The 24,287-nt window shown below is 41.5% G+C and carries 24 protein-coding genes and 2 tRNA genes; 5 read left to right on the top strand and 21 right to left on the bottom strand.

All coding sequences use genetic code 11. The features are described 5' to 3' along the window. Positions 1 to 107: 107 nt before the first annotated feature. The 4 genes from F933_RS09570 to F933_RS09555 all read right to left on the bottom strand — a co-directional run bounded on the left by F933_RS09570 (position 108) and on the right by F933_RS09555 (position 2,140). The gene (locus F933_RS09570; protein WP_005060714.1) at positions 108 to 497 is read right to left on the bottom strand and encodes a hypothetical protein; all 390 of its coding nucleotides are present in this window, start codon (positions 495 to 497) and stop codon (positions 108 to 110) included. 9 nt (positions 498 to 506) lie between these two features. Further along, positions 507 to 1,349, bottom strand: a complete 843-nt coding sequence (locus F933_RS09565; RefSeq protein ID WP_005060712.1) for a ParA family protein — start codon at positions 1,347 to 1,349, stop codon at positions 507 to 509. An 80-nt stretch (positions 1,350 to 1,429) separates the two neighbouring features. Next, entirely contained in the window at positions 1,430 to 1,822 is a 393-nt protein-coding gene (locus tag F933_RS09560) for a SirB2 family protein (protein WP_005060709.1), read from the bottom strand. Positions 1,823 to 1,831: 9 nt separating this feature from the next. Next, entirely contained in the window at positions 1,832 to 2,140 is a 309-nt protein-coding gene (locus tag F933_RS09555; RefSeq protein WP_005060708.1) for a BolA family protein, read from the bottom strand. A gap of 187 nt (positions 2,141 to 2,327) precedes the next feature. On the opposite strand from F933_RS09555, the gene F933_RS09550 reads away from it, so the two are divergent. Then, positions 2,328 to 2,400 (top strand) — tRNA-Gly (locus F933_RS09550). 41 nt (positions 2,401 to 2,441) lie between these two features. Then, positions 2,442 to 2,517: transfer RNA gene (locus tag F933_RS09545), tRNA-Gly, on the top strand. Positions 2,518 to 2,564: 47 nt separating this feature from the next. On the opposite strand, the gene F933_RS09540 is transcribed toward F933_RS09545, so the two are convergent. The 8 genes from F933_RS09540 to F933_RS09505 form a co-directional block, all read right to left on the bottom strand. Continuing rightward, the gene (locus F933_RS09540) at positions 2,565 to 3,023 is read right to left on the bottom strand and encodes a GNAT family N-acetyltransferase (RefSeq protein ID WP_005060707.1); all 459 of its coding nucleotides are present in this window, start codon (positions 3,021 to 3,023) and stop codon (positions 2,565 to 2,567) included. Positions 3,024 to 3,211: 188 nt separating this feature from the next. After that, complete coding sequence (locus F933_RS09535) at positions 3,212 to 4,564, bottom strand: MFS transporter (protein ID WP_005060705.1); 1,353 nt, start codon at positions 4,562 to 4,564, stop codon at positions 3,212 to 3,214. 119 nt (positions 4,565 to 4,683) lie between these two features. Further along, positions 4,684 to 5,709, bottom strand: coding sequence for an enoyl-CoA hydratase/isomerase family protein (locus tag F933_RS09530; protein WP_005060702.1), 1,026 nt, complete (start codon positions 5,707 to 5,709; stop codon positions 4,684 to 4,686). Between the two features lie 12 nt (positions 5,710 to 5,721). Continuing rightward, positions 5,722 to 6,495: an enoyl-CoA hydratase gene (locus tag F933_RS09525; protein WP_005060700.1), complete on the bottom strand. Its 774-nt coding sequence runs from the start codon at positions 6,493 to 6,495 to the stop codon at positions 5,722 to 5,724. Positions 6,496 to 6,516: 21 nt separating this feature from the next. Next, positions 6,517 to 7,644: an acyl-CoA dehydrogenase family protein gene (locus F933_RS09520; protein WP_005060697.1), complete on the bottom strand. Its 1,128-nt coding sequence runs from the start codon at positions 7,642 to 7,644 to the stop codon at positions 6,517 to 6,519. An 11-nt stretch (positions 7,645 to 7,655) separates the two neighbouring features. After that, on the bottom strand, positions 7,656 to 9,305 hold the full coding sequence (locus F933_RS09515) for an AMP-binding protein (protein ID WP_005060695.1): 1,650 nt from the start codon (positions 9,303 to 9,305) through the stop codon (positions 7,656 to 7,658). Between the two features lie 82 nt (positions 9,306 to 9,387). Next, on the bottom strand, positions 9,388 to 10,278 hold the full coding sequence (gene mmsB, locus F933_RS09510) for a 3-hydroxyisobutyrate dehydrogenase (RefSeq protein ID WP_005060692.1): 891 nt from the start codon (positions 10,276 to 10,278) through the stop codon (positions 9,388 to 9,390). A 13-nt stretch (positions 10,279 to 10,291) separates the two neighbouring features. Beyond that, positions 10,292 to 11,809: a CoA-acylating methylmalonate-semialdehyde dehydrogenase gene (locus F933_RS09505; protein WP_005060690.1), complete on the bottom strand. Its 1,518-nt coding sequence runs from the start codon at positions 11,807 to 11,809 to the stop codon at positions 10,292 to 10,294. A gap of 165 nt (positions 11,810 to 11,974) precedes the next feature. On the opposite strand from F933_RS09505, the gene F933_RS09500 reads away from it, so the two are divergent. After that, positions 11,975 to 12,856: a LysR family transcriptional regulator gene (locus F933_RS09500; protein ID WP_005060688.1), complete on the top strand. Its 882-nt coding sequence runs from the start codon at positions 11,975 to 11,977 to the stop codon at positions 12,854 to 12,856. Between the two features lie 75 nt (positions 12,857 to 12,931). Here the strand turns inward: F933_RS09500 and F933_RS09495 are convergent, their stop codons facing one another. From F933_RS09495 to F933_RS09480, 4 genes are all read right to left on the bottom strand, one after another. Next, a complete protein-coding gene (locus F933_RS09495; RefSeq protein WP_005060686.1) occupies positions 12,932 to 14,365 on the bottom strand; it encodes an amino acid permease in 1,434 nt (477 codons plus the stop codon). A gap of 191 nt (positions 14,366 to 14,556) precedes the next feature. Then, positions 14,557 to 14,916 carry a RidA family protein gene (locus F933_RS09490; protein ID WP_005060683.1) on the bottom strand — a complete coding sequence of 120 codons (360 nt, stop codon included), beginning with the start codon at positions 14,914 to 14,916 and terminating at the stop codon, positions 14,557 to 14,559. Between the two features lie 10 nt (positions 14,917 to 14,926). Then, entirely contained in the window at positions 14,927 to 16,030 is a 1,104-nt protein-coding gene (gene alr / locus F933_RS09485; RefSeq protein WP_005060680.1) for an alanine racemase, read from the bottom strand. A gap of 24 nt (positions 16,031 to 16,054) precedes the next feature. Further along, positions 16,055 to 17,311, bottom strand: coding sequence for a D-amino acid dehydrogenase (locus tag F933_RS09480; RefSeq protein ID WP_005060678.1), 1,257 nt, complete (start codon positions 17,309 to 17,311; stop codon positions 16,055 to 16,057). Positions 17,312 to 17,448: 137 nt separating this feature from the next. Between F933_RS09480 and F933_RS09475 the strand changes: the two genes are divergently transcribed. Beyond that, the gene (locus F933_RS09475; protein ID WP_005055512.1) at positions 17,449 to 17,916 is read left to right on the top strand and encodes an Lrp/AsnC ligand binding domain-containing protein; all 468 of its coding nucleotides are present in this window, start codon (positions 17,449 to 17,451) and stop codon (positions 17,914 to 17,916) included. Positions 17,917 to 17,965: 49 nt separating this feature from the next. Here the strand turns inward: F933_RS09475 and F933_RS09470 are convergent, their stop codons facing one another. Next, on the bottom strand, positions 17,966 to 19,114 hold the full coding sequence (locus F933_RS09470) for an acetyltransferase domain-containing protein (protein ID WP_005060675.1): 1,149 nt from the start codon (positions 19,112 to 19,114) through the stop codon (positions 17,966 to 17,968). A 76-nt stretch (positions 19,115 to 19,190) separates the two neighbouring features. On the opposite strand from F933_RS09470, the gene F933_RS09465 reads away from it, so the two are divergent. Continuing rightward, entirely contained in the window at positions 19,191 to 21,281 is a 2,091-nt protein-coding gene (locus F933_RS09465) for a TonB-dependent receptor (RefSeq protein WP_005060673.1), read from the top strand. Between the two features lie 41 nt (positions 21,282 to 21,322). On the opposite strand, the gene F933_RS09460 is transcribed toward F933_RS09465, so the two are convergent. From F933_RS09460 to F933_RS09445, 4 genes are all read right to left on the bottom strand, one after another. After that, a complete protein-coding gene (locus F933_RS09460; protein ID WP_005060671.1) occupies positions 21,323 to 21,691 on the bottom strand; it encodes a ribonuclease E inhibitor RraB in 369 nt (122 codons plus the stop codon). Between the two features lie 87 nt (positions 21,692 to 21,778). Continuing rightward, positions 21,779 to 22,528 carry a hypothetical protein gene (locus F933_RS09455; protein WP_005060667.1) on the bottom strand — a complete coding sequence of 250 codons (750 nt, stop codon included), beginning with the start codon at positions 22,526 to 22,528 and terminating at the stop codon, positions 21,779 to 21,781. Between the two features lie 79 nt (positions 22,529 to 22,607). Then, positions 22,608 to 23,273 carry an RluA family pseudouridine synthase gene (locus tag F933_RS09450; protein ID WP_005060665.1) on the bottom strand — a complete coding sequence of 222 codons (666 nt, stop codon included), beginning with the start codon at positions 23,271 to 23,273 and terminating at the stop codon, positions 22,608 to 22,610. 119 nt (positions 23,274 to 23,392) lie between these two features. Beyond that, the gene (locus tag F933_RS09445; RefSeq protein ID WP_005060664.1) at positions 23,393 to 23,845 is read right to left on the bottom strand and encodes a hypothetical protein; all 453 of its coding nucleotides are present in this window, start codon (positions 23,843 to 23,845) and stop codon (positions 23,393 to 23,395) included. Between the last annotated feature and the right edge of the window lie 442 nt (positions 23,846 to 24,287).

The following is a 24,287-nucleotide window of genomic DNA, read 5'->3' as shown; positions in this document are numbered from 1 at the left end:
AGGAGAGAAAATTATAATATTATGTTTTTTATAATATTTTATTGAAACATTTTGCTAAAATTTAATTGCCTGCCACCACAGCATTATGATGACAAGCAGTCTGAAAGTTATGATTTAGGACGTTGCTTGACGATAATTGGACAGCCCTTGAATTGAGCAGCTTGTACAATTGCATCTTGCTGACCGAGTACATTGGCAAGTTCAGTGTTTTTGGTATTCATCGATTGTCCCATATTCACTGAAATCGAAGGACCAAAGCCCCATCCACCTCTACCCCATCCACCACCGAGTCCTAGACCAACACCTACACCTGTGCGTTTCGGTGTTTGAACCCCATTTTCGATATAAAGCTGGATACGATTATATTCAGCTTGTAATTGTTGGCAGTTCAATGTTTGGTATTGCGTTGGAGAAACATAGCTTGGTTTAACCGTAGATGCACATGCACCTAATAACATCGCCGCTGCCAACACAGGCATCCAATATAATCGTTTCATAAAATTCTCTTATTTATTTGATTCAATCTCGCCAAACAAGGTGACATAAGCTTGCGTCAATTTATGTTCAGATGCTAAATGAATCAAAGGTAAATTCTTTTGATGTGATTCTTTCATTAAGACAGAAGGTGGCAACATGCTTTCTAGCACTGGTAAGCCTTCATCTTTTAATTGCTGAACCACTTCACGTGGCAATTTTGCTTGAGATTGGAACTGGTTCACAACGATTCCCTCAATCTCTAAGCGATCATTATGATCATCTTGCGTTTCGAGTACGTTTTCAATCAAAGTTTGTAACGCACGTTTAGAAAACACATCACAATCAAAAGGGATCAACACGCGATCAGAAGAAATTAAAGCAGACAAAGTAAAGAAGTTAAATGCAGGTGGCGTATCAATGAAAATACGATCATAACGCGCACTCAGCGACTGAATTGAATCGCGCAATTTATAAATTTTATGCTTGGTTTCTAAAGCATGTTCAAGCGCACCTAGGCTTGGGCTCGCAGGAATAACATCTAAGTTATTAAATGCAGTACGGTGAACGTAACTATCTAAACCTTTACTACGTGGTGCTTTCAGAATTGATCCGATTGCATTTCCAATCAATCCTTTTTGCTGAGTTGCAGCTAAAGTATCTTCGAAGAAATTTTCAATATTAGGCTCTAAAGCTGCTTTATCGGCAGAATATGTCGCATCTTCACCTAAAAGGTACTGGCTGGAATTTGCTTGTGGGTCGAGATCAATCACCAACGTTCTTAAACCTTGTTTAGCGCTAATCGCCGCCAAATTGACTGTAATACTCGACTTCCCCACACCACCTTTTTGGTTAAATACCACACGCGTTAACATGATTTCCCTCTACAATATTTTTGTAAACTGCACGCAGTTTAACCTAGAGCCAAAACAATTACTAAAACAATGTCAAACAATTAAGCAAAAACCGGTTTAATCATCACCAAGCCAAGAATACCAATTAATGCGACTGAACCGATCAATAAACCAGCGCGACGTTGCACCAAAAGAATAGTGTCGTCATTTTTATAGGTTTTGATCAATGATGACCACAGTACAAAAAACAGGATGACTTTGGCATAAAACCAAGGTTTTACATCAAAATTATTCATAAATAAGAGCGTAGCACCTGTCACGATAATCAATGTTAAAGAGAGATGCTGCATTCCAACCAAGCTTTTGCGTGCATTTGAGTTAGGTTGCTGATTTTTTACATCAATAAATAAAGTCGCAGCGCGTGCAACAAAGACCAGTATCAACAAACTTACTGCTGACATATGAATGATTTTAGTAATTAAGTGAGCGTCCATAATCAACCTTTAGTTTTTTGGTGCATGTGAACAATCTGGGCTTGCTGGTGCTTGTCCTTGCCACTCAATCGGAATATAGGCATGAATTGCTAACGCATGAATTTTGTCTGGACTCATCAGCTCAGCCGCAACCGCATAAATTTTTTGATGGCGTTGTACTAAGCGTAAGCCTTGAAATGCTTCGCTCACTACAATGACTTTAAAGTGGGACTCTTTACCCGGAAAATAACCACCGTGTCCTGCTGACTCGTTGATCACTTCAAGATGAGTTGGAGTTAGGCTATTTATACGTTCAATCAATTGTTGTTCTAAAGTCATCAGTCACTCGATAGGTCAGATTGCGATAGCTTACTAGTATACATGAGCACCGTTTCAGTAAAATGCTTATACAAAATTTCACTTTTTTAGATTTTTCTGCTAGAAGTGCTTTTATTTTATGCAATTAATCATTTTCTTTGCATAAAATTATTGACCCTATTTTTGCTTAATGTATTATACACGGCATGCGGGAATAGCTCAGTTGGTAGAGCATAACCTTGCCAAGGTTGGGGTCGGGAGTTCGAGTCTCCTTTCCCGCTCAAATTTTTTAGTGTAAGTTTTCGTAAAAACTGCTCAATAAGCGGGAATAGCTCAGTTGGTAGAGCATAACCTTGCCAAGGTTGGGGTCGGGAGTTCGAGTCTCCTTTCCCGCTCCAGATTCAAAAAAGCCCTCATCGAAAGATGAGGGCTTTTTTCTTATCCTTTAAGCAAGATTGCCAGCTAGCCTTAATTCCATTTTAAAGCCGACTAACTTTTCATATTCGTAGATCTCTTCCAGAATGATAAAGTTTTTACGCTCATAAAAATTTTTCGCAGTTAGCGTCGACTCAAGCGTAATTTTATCGAGTTGGTGAGAAAGAGAAATGATGAAATCAATCATTGCACTTCCTATGCCCTCGCCTTGATAATCAGGTAAAACATAATTTAGAAGAATAGTTCCACCCTTGGATATCAAAATAAAACCTACAATTTTATTGTCCTTTTTATATACATATGAATAAGAGTTGTTTATCCAGTTAATGATATTTTCTTCAGTTTTATTTGATAACCATTCATCAATAACATTTTGATTACCTTGATGATCTAGAGAGCAAGACACTATACTTTTTTGGATAACATTTAAGATTACTTTTGCATCTTGCTGTTGGGCAATTTCAATCATATTCAAACCTCAAAATAACGATTAGCAATACAATAAAGGGTAGTTCCATAGATTACTATCTAACGTAATTTATGTTCGTGACTACCGCTAACGCTGGAGTCGCGAGCCCGAGTATCCTTTCCGCTCTAGATTCAAAAAAAGCCCTCATCGAAAGATGAGGGCTTTTTTCCTATCTATACATTTAGCAGCTAAGACTGTTCGGTAATCTTCGTTTTTAAATCTAGTTCATTTGATTGCTGATAAGTTTGCGCAATTCGGTCACGCGGCATAAAGGTTGTCGCAATAATTGCAACGACTGCCATCGAACCGATATAAATCATAATCAAATATGGATTGCCACCACCGACGCTCAATAACTTGGTTGCAATCAACGGTGCAATACCACCACCCAATACACCTGCTAACTGCACTGAAATTGAGATGCCACTATATCGAATTTCAGCAGGGAACTGCCGTGCGAACAATTGTGCTTGTGGTGCATACATAATTGGGAACACCACACCAATGGCCAAAACAATCGCAGTCCACACCAGTACAGGGTCTTTGGTGTTTAACATACTAAAGAATGGATAGCTAAATACTGCCAGCACACACAAGCCAAACATAAACATATTGCGTTGACCAACCCGATCGGACAGATGTCCACACAATGGGGTCATAAATAGAATGACTGCTGCACCACAAATGGTAGCAAATAGAATTTCTTGTCGAGGGATTCCAAGTTGAGTCGTGGTATAAGCCAAAGTAAATGTTGATGCAATGTAAAACCATGCATTTTCAGCAGCACGTGCCACAATAATCGTAATCAACTGTTTTGGATGTTGTTTGAAGACCTGTAACGCAGGAACTTTAATATTCTCAGCTTGCTCTTTGACTTTTTCAAAGTCAGGTGACTCAGGTACTTTAACACGGATATACCAACCTACAGCCAGTAATACGATACTTGCGAGAAAAGGGATGCGCCAACCCCAACTAAACAATGCTTGTTCAGGCAGTAAGGACACTAAACCGAGCGCAATTGAAGCCAGCATTAAACCGCCGCCTGTACTTGCTTGAGGCAAACTACCCCAAAATCCTTTTTTGCCCTCAGGTGCATGTTCAACTGCCATGAGCACAGCACCGCCCCACTCTCCACCCATTGCCATACCTTGGATAAAACGCAAGATGACCAAGCAAATCGCAGCCCAATAGCCGATTGATTCATAGGTAGGCAACAGTCCAATCAATACAGTGGGAATACCCATCAGCATCAAAGTCAGTAACAACATGGACTTACGACCAATCTTGTCACCAAAGTGCCCAAACACTAAACCACCTAGGGGGCGTCCGATAAAGCCTACTGCATAGGTGCCAAATGCAGCCAACACACCTGTCAAGGGGTCAAGATTTGGGAAAAATAATTTATTGAAAATCAGCGCCGCCGCTGCGCCATAGATAAAAAAGTCATACCACTCGATGGTGGTACCTACCATACTGGAGATACCCGCCAAACGATGTGATGACTTTTTAGGATGTGAACCGTTTCCATGTAATGTTTGCATCTTCATTTTCCTTTCTTGGAAATTTTTATTCTGAATTTTTATGCTGATGATCATGCTTGATCAAAAGTCTACGTCCTGTTTGTATTTCTCCTTTGTAATATCAATCGGATGAGCCGTACTTAGCTCAGCTTTTCTAATATTTGCTCTAGTTCTGGATTGGCCTGTTTCCATTGCGGTTGCTTATCTTTATCGACAATCAGTGCACGCACACCTTCAATAAAGTCACCATGCTCAAACCAAATATCCTGCAAATCACGCTCAAGTTGCATGCATTGTTGCAAAGAAAGTCCACGTCCAAGATGTTGTAGTTTCAAGCTGGTTTGTTTTGCCACAAATGAGCGTTGTTGCAGTAGATGCAATAATTTGCTGGCCCATGCGTGTAACTGCTCATCTTGTTCATTCGCAAGACTTTGCTCAATCTCATCCAAATGTTGGAAACCGAAATGTTTACGAATCGCCTCGGCATACTGTTTCAATTCACTTTCTGCTGGTCGGGTGATAAAGCAACTCACAATATGTTCAATGTTTTGTTGACTTAAATCGTTTTCTGCAACCAAGGCATCTTGCAAGGCAAGCAGTTTTTCGCTCGGTACATGGTAGTCAATCAAATCCAAATAAAGGGCATCACTGCTACTGATTTGCTCACCTGTAATCGCCATATACACGCCTATGTCATCCAAGCGCGATAGGAAATGAGTAGCGCCGACATCTGGGAAAAAACCAATCGCTGTTTCAGGCATGGCAAAGCGTGATTTTTCACTACTCACAATGATGTGGCAGGCTTGCGCTAAGCCAAAACCACCACCAAGCACATAACCATTGAGCAGAACGATGACAGGTTTATGGTACTCACGTATGGTGGTGAGCATGTTATATTCGGCACTAAAATAACCCTGATGATCTGTCGTGCCCAGTTTATAACTGTCATACAGATAGCGAATATCGCCTCCTGCACAAAAGGCTTTCGGGCTGTTCGATTTGATTAAAATCGCTTGGATAGCAGCATCATCTCGCCAAAGCTCAAGTTGGGCTCGAATCCCCTCAATCATCTCAAGCGATAGTGCGTTCAGATGTGTCACTCGATCTAAGGTGATCATGCCTAGACCACCTTGTTGCTCAATCATTAAGTGATTTTCTTTGTTCATTTTATTGATCTCTTATTGATTTTTAAAATTTGCCTGCCGTTTTTCTACAAACGCCCGCATGCCTTCTTTTTGGTCCGCAGTGGCAAAAATAGAATGGAACATGCGTCGTTCAAATCGTAATCCTTCGGTCAAATTGACTTCGAAAGCTCGATTAATGGTTTCTTTCAGCATCATGTTTGCAGTCAGCGAACGTGTCGCAATTTGTTCAGCGGCTTGTAGGGTTTGTTGGAGTAGGTCTTCTTTGTTGAATACACGTGCAACCAAACCACTTAACTCAGCTTCTACTGCACCCATTTGTCGTGCGGTGAGGCACATTTCCATCGCTTTAGCTTTACCAATGGCATGAGTTAAACGTTGTGTTCCACCAATTCCCGGAATTACGCCCAAAGTCACTTCAGGTAAGCCGAACTTGGCATTCTCAGCGCAGTAGATAAAGTCACACATCAGTGCTAATTCACAACCACCACCCAAAGCATAACCACTCACCGCAGCAATCAAAGGTTTACGGCGTTGGGCAATACGATCAGCAAGATGGAAAAAATCATCAAAATAAATATCAGGAAAATTTAGCTGTGCCATTTCCTTAATATCCGCGCCTGCTGCAAAAGCTTTTTCTGAACCTGCCAATACGATACAACCAATCTCACGATCCTTTTCCAGTTGGTCGAGGGCTTGATTCACTTCACTGATCAATTCACTGTTTAACGCATTTAAAGCTTTAGGACGATTGAGGGTAATTAACCCAACACCATTATGCTTTTCCAATAAAATAGTTTGCCACTGCATCATTCAATCCTTGTTTGAGTTTTATAGACTACGTGCGATCACTAAACGTTGAATATCGCTAGTACCTTCATAAATCTGACAAATTCGTGCATCACGATAAATTCGTTCGATTGGAAAATCTTTCAGATAGCCATAACCACCAAAGACCTGTAAGGCACTTGAACAGACACGCTCTGACATTTCAGATGCAAATAATTTCGCCATCGATGCTTCATTCAAACAAGGCTGACCCGCTTCTTTGAGACGTGCAGCATAATGAACCAGTTGTCGTGCAGCTTCGATCTCTGTTGCCATACTAGCAAGGCGGAAGGCAATCGCTTGATGCTCGAAAATTGGTTTACCAAATGTCAGACGTTCTTTGGCATAGTCTGTCGCTTCTTCTAAAGCTGCACGCGCCAAACCCACTGCTTGTGCTGCAATTCCGATACGACCACCTTCTAAATTAGCAAGTGCAATTTTCAGACCCTCGCCTTCTTTACCCAACATCAAACTTTTATGCACACGTACATCGGTCAAAGCAATCTGACAGGTATCCGAAGCATGTAAACCTAATTTCTCTTCGACACGAATGACCTCATATCCGGGTGTATCACGTGGCACGAGAAAGGCACTAATCCCCTTTTTACCTGCGCTTGGATCAGTCACGGCAAAGACGATAATCACCCCTGCATTATGGCCAGAAGTAATAAACTGCTTTGCACCATTCAGAATATAATCATCACCATCCTTAACTGCGCGAGTTTTGATGGCTGCGGCATCTGAACCTGTGTGTGGTTCGGTTAAAGCAAAGGCTCCGATCATTTCACCTTGGGCTAAGGGTTTTAAAAAGCGTTCTTTTTGCTCGTCATTACCAAATTTTAAAATAGGTACACAGCCCACCGAGTTATGCACGCTCATAATGGTCGAGGTCGCACCATCTGCTGCTGCAACTTCTTCGAGTGCTAGTACATAGGCCAAATTGCCCGTATCTGACCCACCCCATTGCTCTGGGACTAGCATCCCCATAAAACCAAGCTGCCCCATCTGCGCTAACGCAGCTTTGGGAAAAGTGCCATCTCGATCCCAATCACTGGCATTCGGTTTGATTTGTTCTTGGGCGAAACTTTTCGCCATATCACGAATTAACAATTGTTCTTCGGTAAATTGCATTGTTATTTCCCTTACCCTGCTTTTACTTGTTGCTTAGCAATTTCCTGATTACGCAATAAAAAACGTTGGATTTTACCACTTGGCGTCTTCGGCAACTCGGTGACAAATTCCACTAGACGTGGATATGCATGTGCAGAAAGACGTTTTTTCACAAATTGGCTTAATTCTTCTGCCAAAGCAACTGTAGACTGTACACCTGCCGCTAAAATCACAAAGGCTTTAACCAGTTCGGTACGATCTGGATCAGGCACACCAATTACCGCAGCTTCAATCACCGCATCATGTTCAAGCAAAGCACTTTCAACATCAAATGGACCGATGCGATAACCCGATGTGGTGATCACATCATCGCTACGTCCCACAAAACTCATACTGCCATCACTATGTAACTCAGCGGTATCGCCTGTTAAGTAATAATTGCCAACAAAAGGTGATTTACGGCTTTCTTTATACCCACCAAACCACATCATTGGCGATTGGCTGATATCCACCGCTAAAATTCCGGCGGTGTCTGGCGGAAGCTCTTCGCCTTGTTCATTGACCACGGCAACCCGATAACCCGGACTTGGAAAACCTGCCGCACCTGCACGTATTTCATGGCTTAAACCGTGATGGTTACAGACCACCATACCCACTTCAGTTTGTCCGTAATGATCGTAAATCGGCGCATCTAAAACTTGTTTGAACCAGCGAATCACTTCTGGATTCAGTGGCTCACCTGCACTACTGACCACACGGAACTGACCTTTTAACGGCGCCATTTGTGCTGGATCAGCAGCCATCATCATACGATAAGCCGTTGGTGCACCTGCCAAATTGGTGATTTGATAATCCTTGACGATTTGACACAAACTATCCGTACTGAATCCACCTTCATAGAACAATGTCGCATGTCCCAAGAATAACGGCCCAGTAATCGCATAGTACAAACCATAGGCCCAACCTGGATCAGCAATATTCCAAAAGGCATCATCTTCAGTTAAGCCAATCGCATCTTGCATATAGCGACCAAATGCAATTAAGGCTTTTAGTGGAACTTCGAGCGGTTTGGCAGGTCCAGTGGTCCCTGAGGTAAACATCAATAAGAACGGATCGTGCAAATTACGCATCACTAATTCACATTGATCAGACTGCTGATTCAGCTCCTGCCAAAAATTAAAATCGCTAGCTTTGGGCACTGAACCTTCTGCATCAGCAACGGTTACGATAGCTGGGCATTGTTCAACTTCATCGAGCTTGCTGCGATTGCCCACATCCGTGACGACTAACTTGCTTTGTGCAAGTTGAATACGATGCTCAATCGCTTTCGGTCCAAAAGCCGTAAACAGCGGTTGATATACGGCTCCAATTCGCCATGCGGCTAAAATCGTCACGATCAGCTCAGGCGTTCGTGGTAATAAACCCGAAATACGATCACCTGCCTGTACACCTTGTGATTTTAGAAAATTGGCAAATTGACTGGACCACTGTTTGAATTGCGCAAAAGTATATTGTTCCTTACGCCCATCTTTGCCTTGCCAGTACAAAGCAACTTTTTCACCGTCTACATGTCGGTCACAACACTCAAAGCATGCATTGAGTTCATCCAACGAACCTGACAACATGTGTTGAGCCGTATTTTCAAAATCAAATGCGTTTGCCACATCTTTATAATTCAACATCTCTATTCCCTCAGTCTGGATTTGTAGTTATTTACGACAGAGTTGCATTTATTGGTTTACAAGCCATCCAATGGCTTGATGTTTAAACTTGGTCTGGTAGGTATTGCTGGATAATGCTGGAGAAATCCAAATGCGCATTTCCACGCATACACATCTGCTGATACATCTGCTGTACCATGCCACCTAACAAAATAGGCTGTTTGACCTGACCTGCTGCCTCGACCGCGAGACCTAAATCTTTCAGCATCAGTTGTGTCGCAAAACCATCTTGATAGCCACGTGAAGCAGGTGCATTTTCATTGATATGTGGCCATGGATTACAAATCTCTGAACTCCAGCAACGACCACTTGAGGTGTTCACCACACCCGCCAATGCTTGCGGATCAATCCCCAATTTGGCACCCAATGCCATGCCCTCTGCCACAGCAGCCATCGAGATTCCAAGAATTAAGTTATTGCAAATCTTGGCAATTTGTCCTGCACCAACCTCGCCACAATGAATGACATTCTTGCCCATGTGGCTGAGCACAGGTTTGACTTCCTCAAAGGTCTGATCATTGGCACCTACCATAAAAGTGAGAGTACCTGCCTTCGCGCCAATAGTGCCACCCGACACAGGCGCATCACAGATGTGAATATTTTTAGTTTGCGCAAGCGCAGCGATATCTTTGATGGTCTGCGGGTCAATGGTACTGCTATCAATACACAATGCCCCTGCCTTCAAGACTTCCAGCACGCCCTCCTCACCGAGGTAAACCTCTTTGACATGCTTGGCTGCTGGTAACATGGTGATCACCACATCTGCTTGTTGGGCTGCTGCTTGTGGACTGTCGCAGACCACACCACCCGCTTCAGCAAAGTGCTGATTCGCCACTTCACTGAGGTCATAACCATAAACTGTAAGTCCTGCTTTGAGCAGGTTATGAGCCATTCTGCCGCCCATATTTCCGAGACCGATAAAGGCGATATTCATCCCTGATTCCCCCTTAACGTAAACTAATGGTGGTATTTACACCGCCAACTTCATGGCTATCTTCAAACCAACGACTGGTAATGGTTTTGGTCTGCGTATAGAACTGTACCGCTTGCTTACCATAAGGGCCTAAATCACCCAGTTTTGAACCACGCGAACCTGTAAAGCTAAAGAATGGTACAGGCACAGGAATTGGAATATTAATCCCCACTTGACCAATATCAATTAAGTTTTGGAAGGTACGTGCTGTAGCACCACTTTGAGTGAAGAGTCCAACACCATTACCAAATGGATTGGCATTGATCAGCTCAATCGCTTCTTCTAAAGTATCAACAGAAATAATTGCCAATACAGGGCCAAAGATTTCTTCTTTATAGATGCGCATGTCTGTGGTCACGCCATTAAAAATGGTCGCTCCGACAAAGTTACCTGACTCATAACCTTGAACTTGCACATCACGACCATCGAGTAACAGCTCTGCGCCTTGCTCGACACCACTATTGATCAAATCAATCACACGCGCTTTGGCACGTTGAGAAATGACAGGTCCGATATCTGTATTCGGCTCATGTCCTGCATTAACCTTCAAGGTTTTGGCTTTTTCAACCAACTCTTGAACCCATTGCTTACTTTCACCCACCATCACAGCAACTGAAAGTGCCATGCAACGCTGTCCTGCAGCACCAAAAGCCGCACCGACTAAAGCATTGAGGGTTTGTTCTTTGTTGGCATCAGGCATCACCACCACATGGTTTTTCGCCCCCATCATCGATTGCACACGTTTGCCATGTTGCCCTGCGAGGTTATACACATGCGTACCCACCGCAGTTGAACCGACAAAGGAAATCGCTTTAATGTGTGGATGTGTACAGAGACGATCGACTACTTCTTTGCCACCATGAACCACATTCAACACACCAACAGGTACACCTGCTTGAATCGCAAGTTCGACCAACATCATCGTGGTTAATGGGTCTTGTTCAGAAGGTTTAAGTACAAAGGTATTGCCACAAACAATCGCCATTGGGAACATCCACAATGGAATCATGGCTGGGAAATTAAATGGAGTGATGCCCGCACAAACACCCAATGGTTGTTGCAAAGTATAGGTATCTACACCTCGTGCTACGCCTTCGATGTACTCGCCCATTTGCAAAGTACCGACAGAACAAGCGTGCTCAACCACTTCTAAGCCACGCTGGATATCACCTTCTGCATCGGCTAAGGTTTTGCCTTGCTCAGCGGTCAGTACTTTCGCGATCTCTTTCATGTTGGCACGAATCAAGTCTTGTAGCTTCAGCATAATGCGCATACGTGCTTGAATCGGTGTTTGACGCCAAGTGGCAAAAGCATCTTGTGCAGCTTGAATCGCTGCATCCACTTCCTGCATTGTTGCAAAAGGCACACGACCGATGACTTCCTGTGTCGCAGGATTGACGATATCTTTCCAGTGTTGGGTTTCAGACTCGATCAACTGTCCATTAATGAGTAGCTTAGCTGTGTCCAGCTCGATTTTCTGGATTGTATTCATAACCTCTCCATAGGCCTATTTTTATTGTGTTCAGATGTTCGAAAATAGCGATTCGTCGTATTTTCTTTTTTTAACATTTGTTTGAGACTAGCAAAGAATGCTTTGACCACCAACGCAAATTCATGCACGATTGATGTGCAAATATGCACAGGGATGACAATAACAATGAAAGTGGATTGGGATCATCTACAGTTTTTTCTGGTTTTAGCGAGAACCAAAACCTTGACCAATGCAGCACGCATTATTGGCGTGGAACACAGTACTGTAGCTCGACGGATTCAAGCATTGGAGCTGGCTTTAGGCACGACTTTGTTCAAGCGTGAAGCATCAGGTTATGAACTAACGATGGAAGGATTAGCCCTTGTTCCGCAGGTTGAACAAATGGAACAGGCATTCCTTCAGATTGAGAAACCGCATCAACCTTTGCAAGGTCGTGTGCGAATTGGCACACCTGAAGGATTTGGTACCGCATTTCTTGCACGACTATTAGCAGAGTTATCGATTCACTATCCTCAGCTCACGATTGACCTGATTCCTGTGCCAAAGATGATTAAGCTCTCGCATCGTGAAGCGGACATTGTGGTGTCTATTGATCGCCCAACGTCTGGACCTTATATCATCACGCGACTGTCAGATTACTCATTAAAGATTTATGGCAGTCAAAACTATCTGTCACAACATCCACCAATTCGTGGATTAGAGGATTTAACCCAACACCGTTTTGTTAATTATATTGATGATTTGGTCTATAGCCCTGAGCTGTATTGTCTAGAACGCTTACCCTTAAAACTCACTGCAAATTTTCGCAGTAGCAGTATTTTGGCACAACAAATCGCGGTCAGTGCAGGTGCTGGATTGGCTATTTTGCCGAAATTTTTAGCCCATGATAAACCTGAACTTCAGGATGTTTTAGCTGAACAAGTACGTTTTAATCATACTTTCTGGATGCTTACCTTTGTAGATTTACAGCATGAGCCACGGATAAAACTGGTCTGGGATTATTTACGTAAACAGGCAGATAAATATCAGCATTTATTGGTTGATTAATACTTCTCAGCGTAGATATAAAAAGAGCCAATCAAGATAGATCAGCTCTTTTTATGGGAGATGCAAAAGAGTCGATTAAGCCAATTCACGCGCAAGTTTACGCATACGTGGCTTGTATAACACTCGATAAGTTACCGCTAAAATCACCACCCACAACGGACTCACATAGAGTGCTTTCAGGGTGTCAGGTTCAAGTGCCAAAATCACCAAAGCGAATAACAAGAATGCAATCACCACATAAGACATGAACACACCACCCGGCATTTTAAAGTTTGACTGTTCATGCAACTCTGGGCGTAATTTGCGATAACGAATATAGCAGACCATGATCAGGCTCCATACGCTAATAAACAGGATCACACACAGCGAACTTGCCAAAGTAAAGGCTTCCATCGTGTTCGGGACAAAATACTGCAGCACGGCTCCACCCATGATAAATACACATGAGAAGATCAGACCATTTGCTGGCACTGCACTTTTGGATAAGCGACCAAATGAATTCGGTGCCTGACCATCTTTTGACAGACCAAACAACATACGACTGGTCGAGAAAACACCACTGTTCATCGACGACATCACCGAAGACAGCACCACTAAATTCATGATGATCGCTGAGGTCACAATCCCAGCATTCAGGAATAACTCAACGAATGGGCTTTTATCTGCACGGATTTGATCCCACGGTGTAACAGCCATCACCACCAATAAAGCCAAGACATAAAACAAAATAATACGAATCGGAATCGCATTAATCGCTTTAGGAAGATTCTTGTGTGGATCTTTAGTTTCTGCCGCAGTGGTTCCAATCAACTCCACACCGACAAAGGCAAAAACGGCAATTTGGAAACCTGCCAAGAAGCCATCAACACCTTTCGGGAACATACCACCATGCGACCAAATATTATTGAGTGAAGCCACTGTGCCATGAGGTGCGGTAAAATGACTAAAAATCATATAGCCCCCAACCCCAATCAAACCAATAATCGCCAAGATTTTAATCAGTGCAAACCAGAACTCGACTTCACCAAACAATTTGACGGTAAGTAAATTCAACGCCAAAACGAACAATACGCAGCCCGCACTAATCAGAGCCTGTCCCATTGGAGTAAACATCACTCCATCTGGCAGCCAAAAACCAAGATAATTAATTACAGCGGCTAAGTCCGCAATACCGACCAAAACCCAACCTAACCAATAAGTCCAACCCAAATAATATCCAGCCCACGGTCCAATCAGATCGTGTGCCATATCGACGAAAGATTTGTACTGTAAATTGGCAAGCAACAACTCACCAAGTGCTCGCATCAAAAAGAAGAACATGCCACCAATAATCATGTAAATAAACAAGATTGATGGACCTGCAAGGGAGATGGTTTTTCCTGAACCCATGAACAGTCCAGTCCCAATCGCGCCACCAATGGCAATCAATTGCAAATGGCGATTGGAAAGTTTTCGTTGTAAGTCTTGAGGTGCATCATCACCTGAAGACTGATTATCTATCACCGTCATAAAAAAGTTCCTTTTTACTACTTCCTAAAATGAATCGGTCGCTAATTTATGAGCTTAACCAGCTGTCCTTTATAAATGACCTATTCATTTTGACTGCAAGAAAATACGTATTTGCCTTACTTTTATCTATAACAAATACGTTACTTTTCTTCTTTTTTAATCTCATTTAAACAAAAATAAAGCGATTCGCTTTATTTTTGTGCTGCAATCACTGCAATTTCAATCAACCAATTTGGATTGACCAAATCAGCTTGAATCGTAGCGCGTGATGGCGCTACACAGTCTTTTAACCAATCGACATAGATCGCATTGACTGTCGGAAAATCTGAGAGATTTTTTAAAAACAGTTGAACCGACAATAGGCGTGATTTATCGCTATTTGCCGAAGCCAAGAGCTGCTCAATCGTTGCCAAAATATCTAGAGTCTGTCCTTCAATATCGAGGTCTGGATTTTTAGGCACCTGTCCTGATAGATAAACAACCTGATTAAAAACCGTGACTGCACTCATCACTTCGGTGCTATTGATTTTCTGGATATCTGAATGTGACATGATGACTTCCTTAGTCTTGAGTGATAAATGGAACTCGTGCAGTTACGCCGCACATAAGTTCATAGCCAACTGTGCCTGAGGCTGCTGCAACATCATCAATAGAGAGAATTTGACCTGTTTTTGATGTTCCCCAAAGCACAACTTCACTGCCAATTTCAGCATTCGGAACTGGCGTTAGATAGACTGCCAACATATCCATACTGACTCGCCCAATGGTTCGAGTACGGATTCCATTGACTAACACGGGCGTGCCTGTAGGAGAAGTACGCTGATAACCATCTGCATAACCACACGCGACAATACCAATCGTCATCGCATGTGCAGCTACGAAACTTGAACCATAACCCACACTTTCATTGGCATTTAACTGCTGGATCGCGATCAATTCACTGCGCAAACTCATGGTCGGTGCAAGTCCCCAATCTTGGATACTATGCTTCGGATAATCGGGAGAGCTGCCATAGAGCATGATGCCGCCACGGACATAATCGGAGTGTACTTGCGAGGGATATCTGAGAATGGCAGCACTATTACTCACCGATCTTTCGCCAGGTAAGTCCTGAATGGTGCTTTCAAATTCTGCGAGTTGATATTCAACCCCAGCTTGACCAAAACGTTCGCCATCAGCATCAGAGAAATGCGTCATATGGGTGATGTTGGAAACATTATTGAGGCGTTGCAGATGTTGCCAGATTTTTCGGTATTGTTGAGGCTTGAAACCTAGACGGTTCATGCCACTGTTCATTTTTAAGAAAATATCAAACTGAGCTGGATAGATATGCTGTTGTATCCATTCAACTTGATGCTCACTATGTACCGTAAAACTCAACTGATATTCAGCACAATCAAATAAATCTTGTGGCGAAAAAATTCCTTCCAGCAATAGGATTGGACCTGTCCAACCTAATGCACGCAAACGTTTCGCTTCATCTATATCAAGTAAAGCGAAGCCGTCCGCAGTTTTTAAAGCATCGTAAACTCGTTCGATTCCATGTCCATAGGCATTGGCTTTGACCACTGCAAACATCTTACTATCTGGAACAGAAGTTCTCACGACCTCAAGATTTTGGCGCAAAGCCTGAGTATGAATGACCGCAGTAATTGGGCGAGGCATAATCAACGTCCTTGTATAATCAAATTATGCCGCGTGTGAATAACGCTGGATTGATAAACCATCAGTACTAATCTCGGTACGATGATTCATCACTAGATCACTGATTAATTTGCCTGAACCACATGCCATGGTCCAACCTAAAGTGCCATGACCAGTATTTAAGAACAGATTTTTATATTTGGTTGCACCAATAATCGGTGTGCTGTCTGGTGTCATTGGACGTAAACCTGTCCAGAATGATGCTTGTTGCAAGTCACCACCTGGGAATAAGTCTTGGGTGACCATTTCCAAAGTTGCACGACGATCATCATTTAAGCCCAAGTTAAAGCCACTTAATTCCGCCATACCACCCACACGGATACGTTGGTCGAAACGTGTAATCGCGACTTTATACGTCTCATCTAAAACCGTTGATTGCGGAGCAAATTTTGGTTCAACAATTGGAATCGTCAATGAATAGCCTTTCACTGGATAAACTGGCAGATTCAATTGCAATGGTTTTAAGAAATCGCGTGAATAACTACCAAACGCAAGTACGAAACGATCAGCCGTTAAAATCGCCCCATTGACCATCACACCTTTAATTTCGTCACCTTCAACGATCAGTTGCTCAACATTTTGATCGAATTTAAATTCGACACCTAAGTCTTGCGCCACTTTTGCCAAAGCGTTGGTGAATAAATAACAATCACCCGTTTCATCGTTTGGTAAATGTAAACCACCGACTAATTTATCGGTGTGTGCCAATGCTGGTTCTACGCTACCCAGCTCTTCTGCATTGAGTAAATTAAAATCAACACCACATTCTTTCAGCACTTGGATGTCTCGTTGCACTGCTTCAAGCTGCGCTTCATTACGAAATACCTGTAATGTACCTTTGGAACGATTTTCGTAATGGATGCCTGTTTCACTTCTCAGTTGACGCAAACAATCACGGCTGTATTCAGCCACACGCATCATGCGCTCTTTATTGACTGCATAACTTTGAGGATTACAGTTTTTCAGCATCTGTGCCATCCACTGGAGCTGCCACATGCTGCCATCTATATTAATAGCAAGTGGTGCATGATGCTGGAACATCCATTTTACTGCTTTAAATGGGATCCCTGGTGCAGCCCACGGCGTTGAATATCCTGGCGAGATTTGCCCAGCATTACCAAAACTGGTTTCTTTTGCTGGACCAGACTGACGATCAAGTACAGTCACTTGGGCACCTTGTTGTGCAAGATAGTAAGCACTCGCTACACCAATAACACCACTTCCTAAAACGATGACGCGCATAATAGGTCCCTCTCGCCCACTAGTTTATTTAACTAGTATATTTTTGCTTCAATAGTTTTTTTGACTGTTTTTATGGCTATAATCTAGGTAATTTAATGTTTTTATCATGAAAAAATTAAAATAAAAGGGAATGTTTTATGCGTAAATTAGACCGTATTGATCGCTTGATTTTAGACATTCTGCAACGTGAAGGACGTATCGCGATTAGTGAGTTGGCTTCACGTGTGAACTTATCTACCACGCCTTGTTCAGAACGCGTCAAACGATTGGAACGTGAAGGTATTATTATGGGCTATTACGCTCGGCTTAATCCCGTACATGTAGATCGCAGTCTGTTGGTGTTTTTAGAAATCAAACTATCTGCAAAATCAGGCGATGTATTTGATCAGGTGGCACGCGATTTAGTGGATATCCCTGAGGTTTTAGAATGTCATCTGATATCAGGTGAGTTTGATTATTTAGTCAAAGCACGACTCAAAGAAATGAGTGCTTATCGACGCTTATTGGGTGATTTACTGAAAAAACTGCCTGCTTCGGCATCATCCCATAGTTATGTGGTGATGGAGGAAGTCAAAGAAAGCCTTTATTTAGATGTGAGCAAATAAAAACCACCCAATATTAAGGTGGTTTTTAGCTTGTCATTCGATCCGTTGCTTAGAAATATTTCAAAATCGTAATCTGTTTATTTTGATGCTTAAAGCGTGAAAACCATTGCACCACTGGATAAAGCGCAAAAGACATTGCTATCGTGATGAGCCATAGCATCCACACATGATTGACTGAAAGATAGTCTCCCTGATTTACGCCCCAAATACTGACTGCAATCACATAGACCAACTTCAATACATATAAATGCAATAAATAAAAGAACATCGGCACTGAACCAAATACCACTAAAGGTTTAAACCATCGTTGCTGTTGCCAGCGATCAAATGCCACCAACAAAATCAAGCCCACACCTACATTCCATAAAATGAACAGTAAAGATGGCGGATATTTGGTCAAATTAAAGAAACTCATCAGCGTCAGTTTAAAGGAATCAAAATGTAGCCACGGTTGATCACCATAAGCATTGACGAAGCGCAACAATACAAACAAGCCGATACTGATCAAACCGATACCGAATAAATAGTTATTCCTCTGCTGAGTTGTATATTTTTGACTAAATAAATGTCCTAAGGCATATCCCAATAAAATCACCCCTATCCACGGCAGCACAGGATAAGACGTCCGTAGCTTCACCCCTGCGATCTCAATCCAACCTCGCTCATGTAAGATCAACCAAAGGGTTTGAATGAAAGATCCGTCAGTAAAATGAATGGAGTCTAAAAGATTGTGCCCAAAGATAATGGCAAATGCACTGAGTATAATCACAGGCAAAGGTAAACTGATACATGCGGCGAGCACCACCATGCTAATCCCAATGACCCAGATCACTTGCAAATAAATCACATCAGGTGGAAAAGTCGCAGTCCAAGCAAAATTAACCAATGTAAGTTCAAGTACAATCAGGAATAAACCACGTTTCAATAAAAATGCACGTGTTTGCTGCACACTTTGAGTTTTGGAATAAAATAAAAAAGCTGAAATACCCGTTAAGAATACAAAAATTGGCGCGCACAAATGTGCCAACACACGACTACCAAACAAAGCAGGTTCAGTAACTGAAACATCCATCGGATCAGGGACTTGTTTGTGTAAATAAAATGTTTCTCTGACATGATCAAGTAACATGATCAAAATCACTAAACCACGTAGAGCATCGATCGATTGCAAACGTTGAATATTGTCTTTTAACGTCATAGTAAAGCTAGATTAATTAATGTAATGTTATAGTATTACATTTACTTTCTTTTGTCTTTCTTTGGCTGATTCATTTATGCAATACAAACTCAGGATTTGGTCTTGTTTGGGGCTTGGTTTTTTCTCAACTTTTTCATGGGCAGGCGATCCAACTGCGACTCTTGAGACCATTCGGATTCAAGCAAATAGCACGCTAGAAAGTGACACTCAAAGCACTGCAAGCACAAAATTTTCACATGGTGTAGTGGATGTGCCTTTTAATCGAGCCTTTATTTCTAAACAACAACTTGAACAACAAGATGTTCAACGAATAGATGATGCATTAACACTGGTCAGTGGCGTTTTTCATCAAAGTACTTTGGGCGGTGGCTTTTGGGATAACTATTCGATTCGTGGTTTTAGTACGGACCCGAACTGGGGTGCGGCAATGATCCGCAATGGTTTAAGTGTCAATCGAGGCATCAGCGCACCCAAAGATATGGTCAATATTGAATCACTCGATTTCCTCAAAGGGCCTATGGCAGCCTTGTACGGTCGAGGAGAAACAGGTGGTTTACTGAATTTGAATAGTAAGAAACCTGAATGGCAAAATGAGAGTAAAATAAACTTAAGAGCCAACAGCCATGAACAATATCGGATAAGTATCGAAAATACTGCACCGCTAAGTGATGAACTTGCTTATCGTTTTGCAGTCGCCCATGAAGATAATCAAAGTTTCCGCGATCATGTCAGCAGCAAACGTTGGTTCTTCTCACCGCAACTCACTTGGAAAATCTCAGATCAAACCCAGCTCGATTTTGATAGTGAATTTACCCAGCAACTCGGTACATTTGATCGTGGCATTAGCACCGCGCAAAAAAAGTTTGTAATGAATCCCAAAACTTTTACAGGTGAGCCGAATGATGATGATATGCGAGTCAAAGATCACTTCTATCAGTTGCGTTTGAGCCATGCGTTCAATGATGAATGGAAACTCAACACTGCGTTAAGCTATAAAGATGCTCAACTTACTGGTTTATCCACTGAACCTCGCCGTATGCAAACCGATGGACAAACCTTAGAGCGTCAACGCCGCTATCGAGATTATCAAAGTGAAGACCTGTTATTTCAGGCAGAATTACTGGGTAAATTTGAACAATCGTGGGCAAGACATGAACTTTTAGTTTCAACTGAAATAGGGCAACTCGATTATCGTCAGTACCAACTACGTCGTAATCATAGTGCCAGCAATCCGAATACCATTAACATTTATCAGCCACAATACGGCCAGTATTCGCCAAGTTTAGCGCCATTTACTGACACTGATGAACGTCAACGTTACTTCGCCCTCAATCTACAAGATCAAATGTTTTTGAATGATCAATGGAGTGTCTTAGTCGGTACTCGTTTTGATCAAGTCGAACAAAAATTTGAAAACCAACTGACCCACAAACAACTTCAGCAAACCCTTCATCAAGCCAGCCCACGCTTAGGTGTGAACTTCAAAGCTTCAGATCATTGGGCATTTTATAGTAACTATGGTCGCTCATTTGCCATGAACAGTGGTATGAATCGTGTTGGTGAAAACTTTGCGCCTGAAAAGGGTCAAAGCTATGAAATTGGAAGCAAATATCAGCTTAATGATCGTAGCCTGCTCAGTCTCGCCTTGTTTAAAATGCAGAAACAAAATGTGCTCACTACAGATCAAATCGATCCTAATTTTCAAACGGCTGCAGGTGAAGTCAGTAGCCAAGGAATCGAGTTAGATTTTAATAGCCAACTCAATAATCGTTGGTCAGTCAACGCAAATTATAGTTATACCAATGCACAAATTGAAAAAGACCAAGATATAGCCAAAGGTTCACGTTTAAGTAATATTCCTAAACATCAGGCTGCCGTTTCGAGCAATTTTGAGTTTTTACAACAAGGTGCGGTAAAAGCAGGAATCGGAGGCAATATCAGTTATGTCGGTGAACGTAGTGGGCATAATTTAGATAATGGTTTTAATTTACCAAGTTATACACTGGTCAATCTGAATGCCTATTATTCTCCATCAGATCGCTTGCGTTATCAGTTCAATCTCAACAATCTATTCGATAAAACCTATTACTTGTCTAGTTATAGCGACCTTTGGATTCAGCCAGGCGAACCAATCAACGCCTCACTGTCAGCACAATTTAAATTTTAATCATACTATTCAGCCTGCAAACGCAGGCTGAATCTGTATCATTATTCGTCTTCATCATCATAAATATAGCTCATACAACCCCATCCGTCGTACTCACCATCGAACTCTTGCGCAATTCGCGTCATCCATTCTTCTAAATCTGCAATATCTTCGTATTCCAACATCATATTGATATGGATATTTAATACCCACATATCTGAACCATCAGAATGTAGCTCTTCTTGAAACAGTGAAATTTTTTGTTCTTGATGTAACAGATGCAAGGCACACTTTTCAACTTGCTCCTGTTTCTCGAAAACAATTGAAAATTCAACCTCATGTGGCTCGGTTAAATCATTACCATCTTCAACCATCTGCCACAGTACATTACCATTATCGTTTTCTGGAAATTGGTCGTAATCACGTGTCATTTGAGTATCCTTTGTTTTGGTTTCAATTTAATTATTTGGCTATAGATTAACCTATTTTTATGTCAGTTTTTAGACCTAGTGTTGAGATTAAATTTTATTTCCTGTAACACAATTTTTTAATTGATCACGCGCTTTTAAACCATCAGTCCACTCTGCTTCTACAATTTTTTTACCGTTTTGCTCAATGATAAAGTGTTCATTTTCTAGCATATTATCAAATAAGGCTTGGGCACTTGGCACTGCAAAACTAATTGCGGCATAGGGGTAGTTTGGTAATTTATAATTAAACACGCGAACGCTTTGAGCATCACCTGTACTCTGTTTCAGCGTGACTTGAATCATTTCGGTTTTACCAGGTTGTGGGATGTCTTCACCCCAAAAGGTTAGCATCGCCCCTGCGTAATCACCTCCCGGTCCCGACACTTTAATTAAACTTTGTCTCTTCCAAAAGAACGCAGCGCAATATTCTCCCTTTTTCGGATTTGCGCTATCTTGAAAAAACTCCCATCCCCCATTTATATAACGTTCATAACGCGGATCTTGTTTAAGCTTTTGTTCTTGTAAATTTTTTTGTAAATCAGAATTTAGTAAATCTGTTGCAACTTCTATTCTGGATTGCATTGGATCGTAGCTAGAATAGTAAGTACGCGATTCTTGTTCTTCATATTGCTCTTGTTGTTGCCAATAATAATTTTCAGCCGCTTGGCGGCCATAGTCTTGCATTTGTTGATGATGTTGGGCATGCATTTCGCAAATATTGGGCAAATCTGAACATGCCCATGCAGATAAAGAAAAACTACTCAACAATCCAATCAATATTGTTTGCAACAGACGCATCTTTATCTCTTATTCTCATCATTTAGCAGATATTTTAAGCAGTTCAAGCAATAAAAAATAGCTTAGTCTGATTAAAATTTTAAAAAGGAATATCTGACTGTAATACTAAATCTTTGTGTTGTAATGGATGTTGGAAAGCAAGATAGGCTGCATGTAATGCCATTCTGTTTAAAGGGAATTTGCTAGGCTCAGGATGATAAAGCTTATCTCCCATAATCGGGTGTCCAATATGCATCATGTGGACACGCAATTGATGCGAACGTCCTGTCACAGGCTCTAAACGCACCCGACTTTGATCCATTTCCGCATCATATTCCATTAACTGAAACAGGGTTTTGGCTTGCTTACCTAACTCAAAATGCACCATCTGACGCGGACGATTTTCCCAATCTGTAATTAAAGGAACTTCTACACGACCTTCAGCTTCAATTTGTCCTTGTAGTAATGCCACATAATATTTTTTGACGGTACGTGCTTGAAACATTTTACTGACTGCGACTTCTGCATCACGATGCTTTGCGAACATCAGTAAACCGGAGGTCGCCATATCTAGACGATGCGTTACTTTGGCATTCGGATGTTTGTCTAATACCCGTAAATAAGCACTATCTTGATGTTCTGGCAAACGCCCCATGACTGACAACAATCCCGCAGGTTTATTCACCACCACTAAGTCATCATCTTCATAGATAATTTCTAAAGCTTGCTGTGGGGGAGCGTAAATAAAATTGTCATTTAAAGGCATGGAGATCAAAACAGTAAAAATTGCGCCTCGATTATAGCGATTTCATCCATAAAATCGAATTTCTCAGGCATCATTTATCGATGCCTAAGCACTGCGAATTAAAATATTGATTCCACAAATTAAGATGCAGTTTGAATACTTTTATTTAAGCTTTTCTTATATAACTCTTCTAATACAATCGAATCACGATTTAGGAATAGCACTAAATATTCTTTCGCTCGACTTAAAGCCAGTTGTTTAAATGCAATGGTTTCTTTTGTTTTACGTGTCACCAATCCAAATAAATCTTTCTTCGGTATGAGAACAGGAATATCACTGTCGATTTTAAATTCAAGTTGTTTAGATTCGGCAAAAGCATCAATACTAATCCTTAACGTCTGCTCAGTATATTCATCACGCACAATAAAGCAGGTGCTTGCACCGTCTAACTGTAGCTGACGAACCATTAGTTGTCTCCAACCGATTTCATCAAATTTATTCATAATCTGTTCTGCATTAAATATACCGATATGATCTGCATCATTTCGATTTATTTGATGGGGATAGCGGATTTTAAGATCGAATGCATTCATTATTTTTCTGACCTATTCCAGTATGATCATCTTTTGATTTTAACTTTTGTTCTAAATTATATCATTTTGTTTTTTAATATAAAAATATCGATTTATATTCAAATTCATTCTAATTTAAGATTTCTCTCACATTCATTTTTAATTTTATTGACGTAGTTAATATTATTTTATTCTGATTGGTCATATTCTGTTTATATTTGAATTTTTTAGGGTGTCCAGGGAAAACTGTGTTTGTTTACTTCAACACTTATGACTTTGTAAGCCATAACCTTTGCCTATAAACTTTTGATCTATAGCGTCCTAAGCCGAATCGAGACCTTTTGGGTTCGTACACACTTGCTTTATAAGCTTCGGTGCATGCTACTCTTTTCGATCCCTTTCACACCCTTGAGACATAGTTTAGGCAGATCGGGATGGGATTGTTTTCCTAAAAAATGGTATT

This window comes from Acinetobacter beijerinckii CIP 110307, from assembly GCF_000369005.1.
Taxonomy (GTDB): Bacteria; Pseudomonadota; Gammaproteobacteria; order Pseudomonadales; family Moraxellaceae; genus Acinetobacter; species Acinetobacter beijerinckii.
Note: the sequence above shows the minus strand (reverse complement) of the source record. Positions and strands in the feature narration are given on the sequence as shown.

Excerpts from the sequence above, each read along its gene's own strand:
- F933_RS09535 (WP_005060705.1), bottom strand. The coding sequence starts at position 4,564 with ATGCAAACATTACATGGAAACGGTTCACATCCTAAAAAGTCATCACAT.
- alr (WP_005060680.1), bottom strand. The coding sequence starts at position 16,030 with ATGCCTCGCCCAATTACTGCGGTCATTCATACTCAGGCTTTGCGCCAA.
- F933_RS09525 (WP_005060700.1), bottom strand. The coding sequence starts at position 6,495 with ATGCAGTGGCAAACTATTTTATTGGAAAAGCATAATGGTGTTGGGTTA.
- F933_RS09465 (WP_005060673.1), top strand. The coding sequence starts at position 19,191 with ATGCAATACAAACTCAGGATTTGGTCTTGTTTGGGGCTTGGTTTTTTC.
- F933_RS09470 (WP_005060675.1), bottom strand. The coding sequence starts at position 19,114 with ATGACGTTAAAAGACAATATTCAACGTTTGCAATCGATCGATGCTCTA.
- F933_RS09495 (WP_005060686.1), bottom strand. The coding sequence starts at position 14,365 with ATGACGGTGATAGATAATCAGTCTTCAGGTGATGATGCACCTCAAGAC.
- F933_RS09515 (WP_005060695.1), bottom strand. The coding sequence starts at position 9,305 with ATGTTGAATTATAAAGATGTGGCAAACGCATTTGATTTTGAAAATACG.
- F933_RS09555 (WP_005060708.1), bottom strand. The coding sequence starts at position 2,140 with ATGACTTTAGAACAACAATTGATTGAACGTATAAATAGCCTAACTCCA.
- F933_RS09505 (WP_005060690.1), bottom strand. The coding sequence starts at position 11,809 with ATGAATACAATCCAGAAAATCGAGCTGGACACAGCTAAGCTACTCATT.
- mmsB (WP_005060692.1), bottom strand. The coding sequence starts at position 10,278 with ATGAATATCGCCTTTATCGGTCTCGGAAATATGGGCGGCAGAATGGCT.
- F933_RS09455 (WP_005060667.1), bottom strand. The coding sequence starts at position 22,528 with ATGCGTCTGTTGCAAACAATATTGATTGGATTGTTGAGTAGTTTTTCT.
- F933_RS09500 (WP_005060688.1), top strand. The coding sequence starts at position 11,975 with ATGAAAGTGGATTGGGATCATCTACAGTTTTTTCTGGTTTTAGCGAGA.
- F933_RS09565 (WP_005060712.1), bottom strand. The coding sequence starts at position 1,349 with ATGTTAACGCGTGTGGTATTTAACCAAAAAGGTGGTGTGGGGAAGTCG.
- F933_RS09540 (WP_005060707.1), bottom strand. The coding sequence starts at position 3,023 with ATGATTGAAATTGCCCAACAGCAAGATGCAAAAGTAATCTTAAATGTT.
- F933_RS09480 (WP_005060678.1), bottom strand. The coding sequence starts at position 17,311 with ATGCGCGTCATCGTTTTAGGAAGTGGTGTTATTGGTGTAGCGAGTGCT.
- F933_RS09445 (WP_005060664.1), bottom strand. The coding sequence starts at position 23,845 with ATGAATGCATTCGATCTTAAAATCCGCTATCCCCATCAAATAAATCGA.
- F933_RS09530 (WP_005060702.1), bottom strand. The coding sequence starts at position 5,709 with ATGAACAAAGAAAATCACTTAATGATTGAGCAACAAGGTGGTCTAGGC.
- F933_RS09570 (WP_005060714.1), bottom strand. The coding sequence starts at position 497 with ATGAAACGATTATATTGGATGCCTGTGTTGGCAGCGGCGATGTTATTA.
- F933_RS09475 (WP_005055512.1), top strand. The coding sequence starts at position 17,449 with ATGCGTAAATTAGACCGTATTGATCGCTTGATTTTAGACATTCTGCAA.
- F933_RS09490 (WP_005060683.1), bottom strand. The coding sequence starts at position 14,916 with ATGTCACATTCAGATATCCAGAAAATCAATAGCACCGAAGTGATGAGT.
- F933_RS09450 (WP_005060665.1), bottom strand. The coding sequence starts at position 23,273 with ATGCCTTTAAATGACAATTTTATTTACGCTCCCCCACAGCAAGCTTTA.
- F933_RS09460 (WP_005060671.1), bottom strand. The coding sequence starts at position 21,691 with ATGACACGTGATTACGACCAATTTCCAGAAAACGATAATGGTAATGTA.
- F933_RS09560 (WP_005060709.1), bottom strand. The coding sequence starts at position 1,822 with ATGGACGCTCACTTAATTACTAAAATCATTCATATGTCAGCAGTAAGT.
- F933_RS09520 (WP_005060697.1), bottom strand. The coding sequence starts at position 7,644 with ATGCAATTTACCGAAGAACAATTGTTAATTCGTGATATGGCGAAAAGT.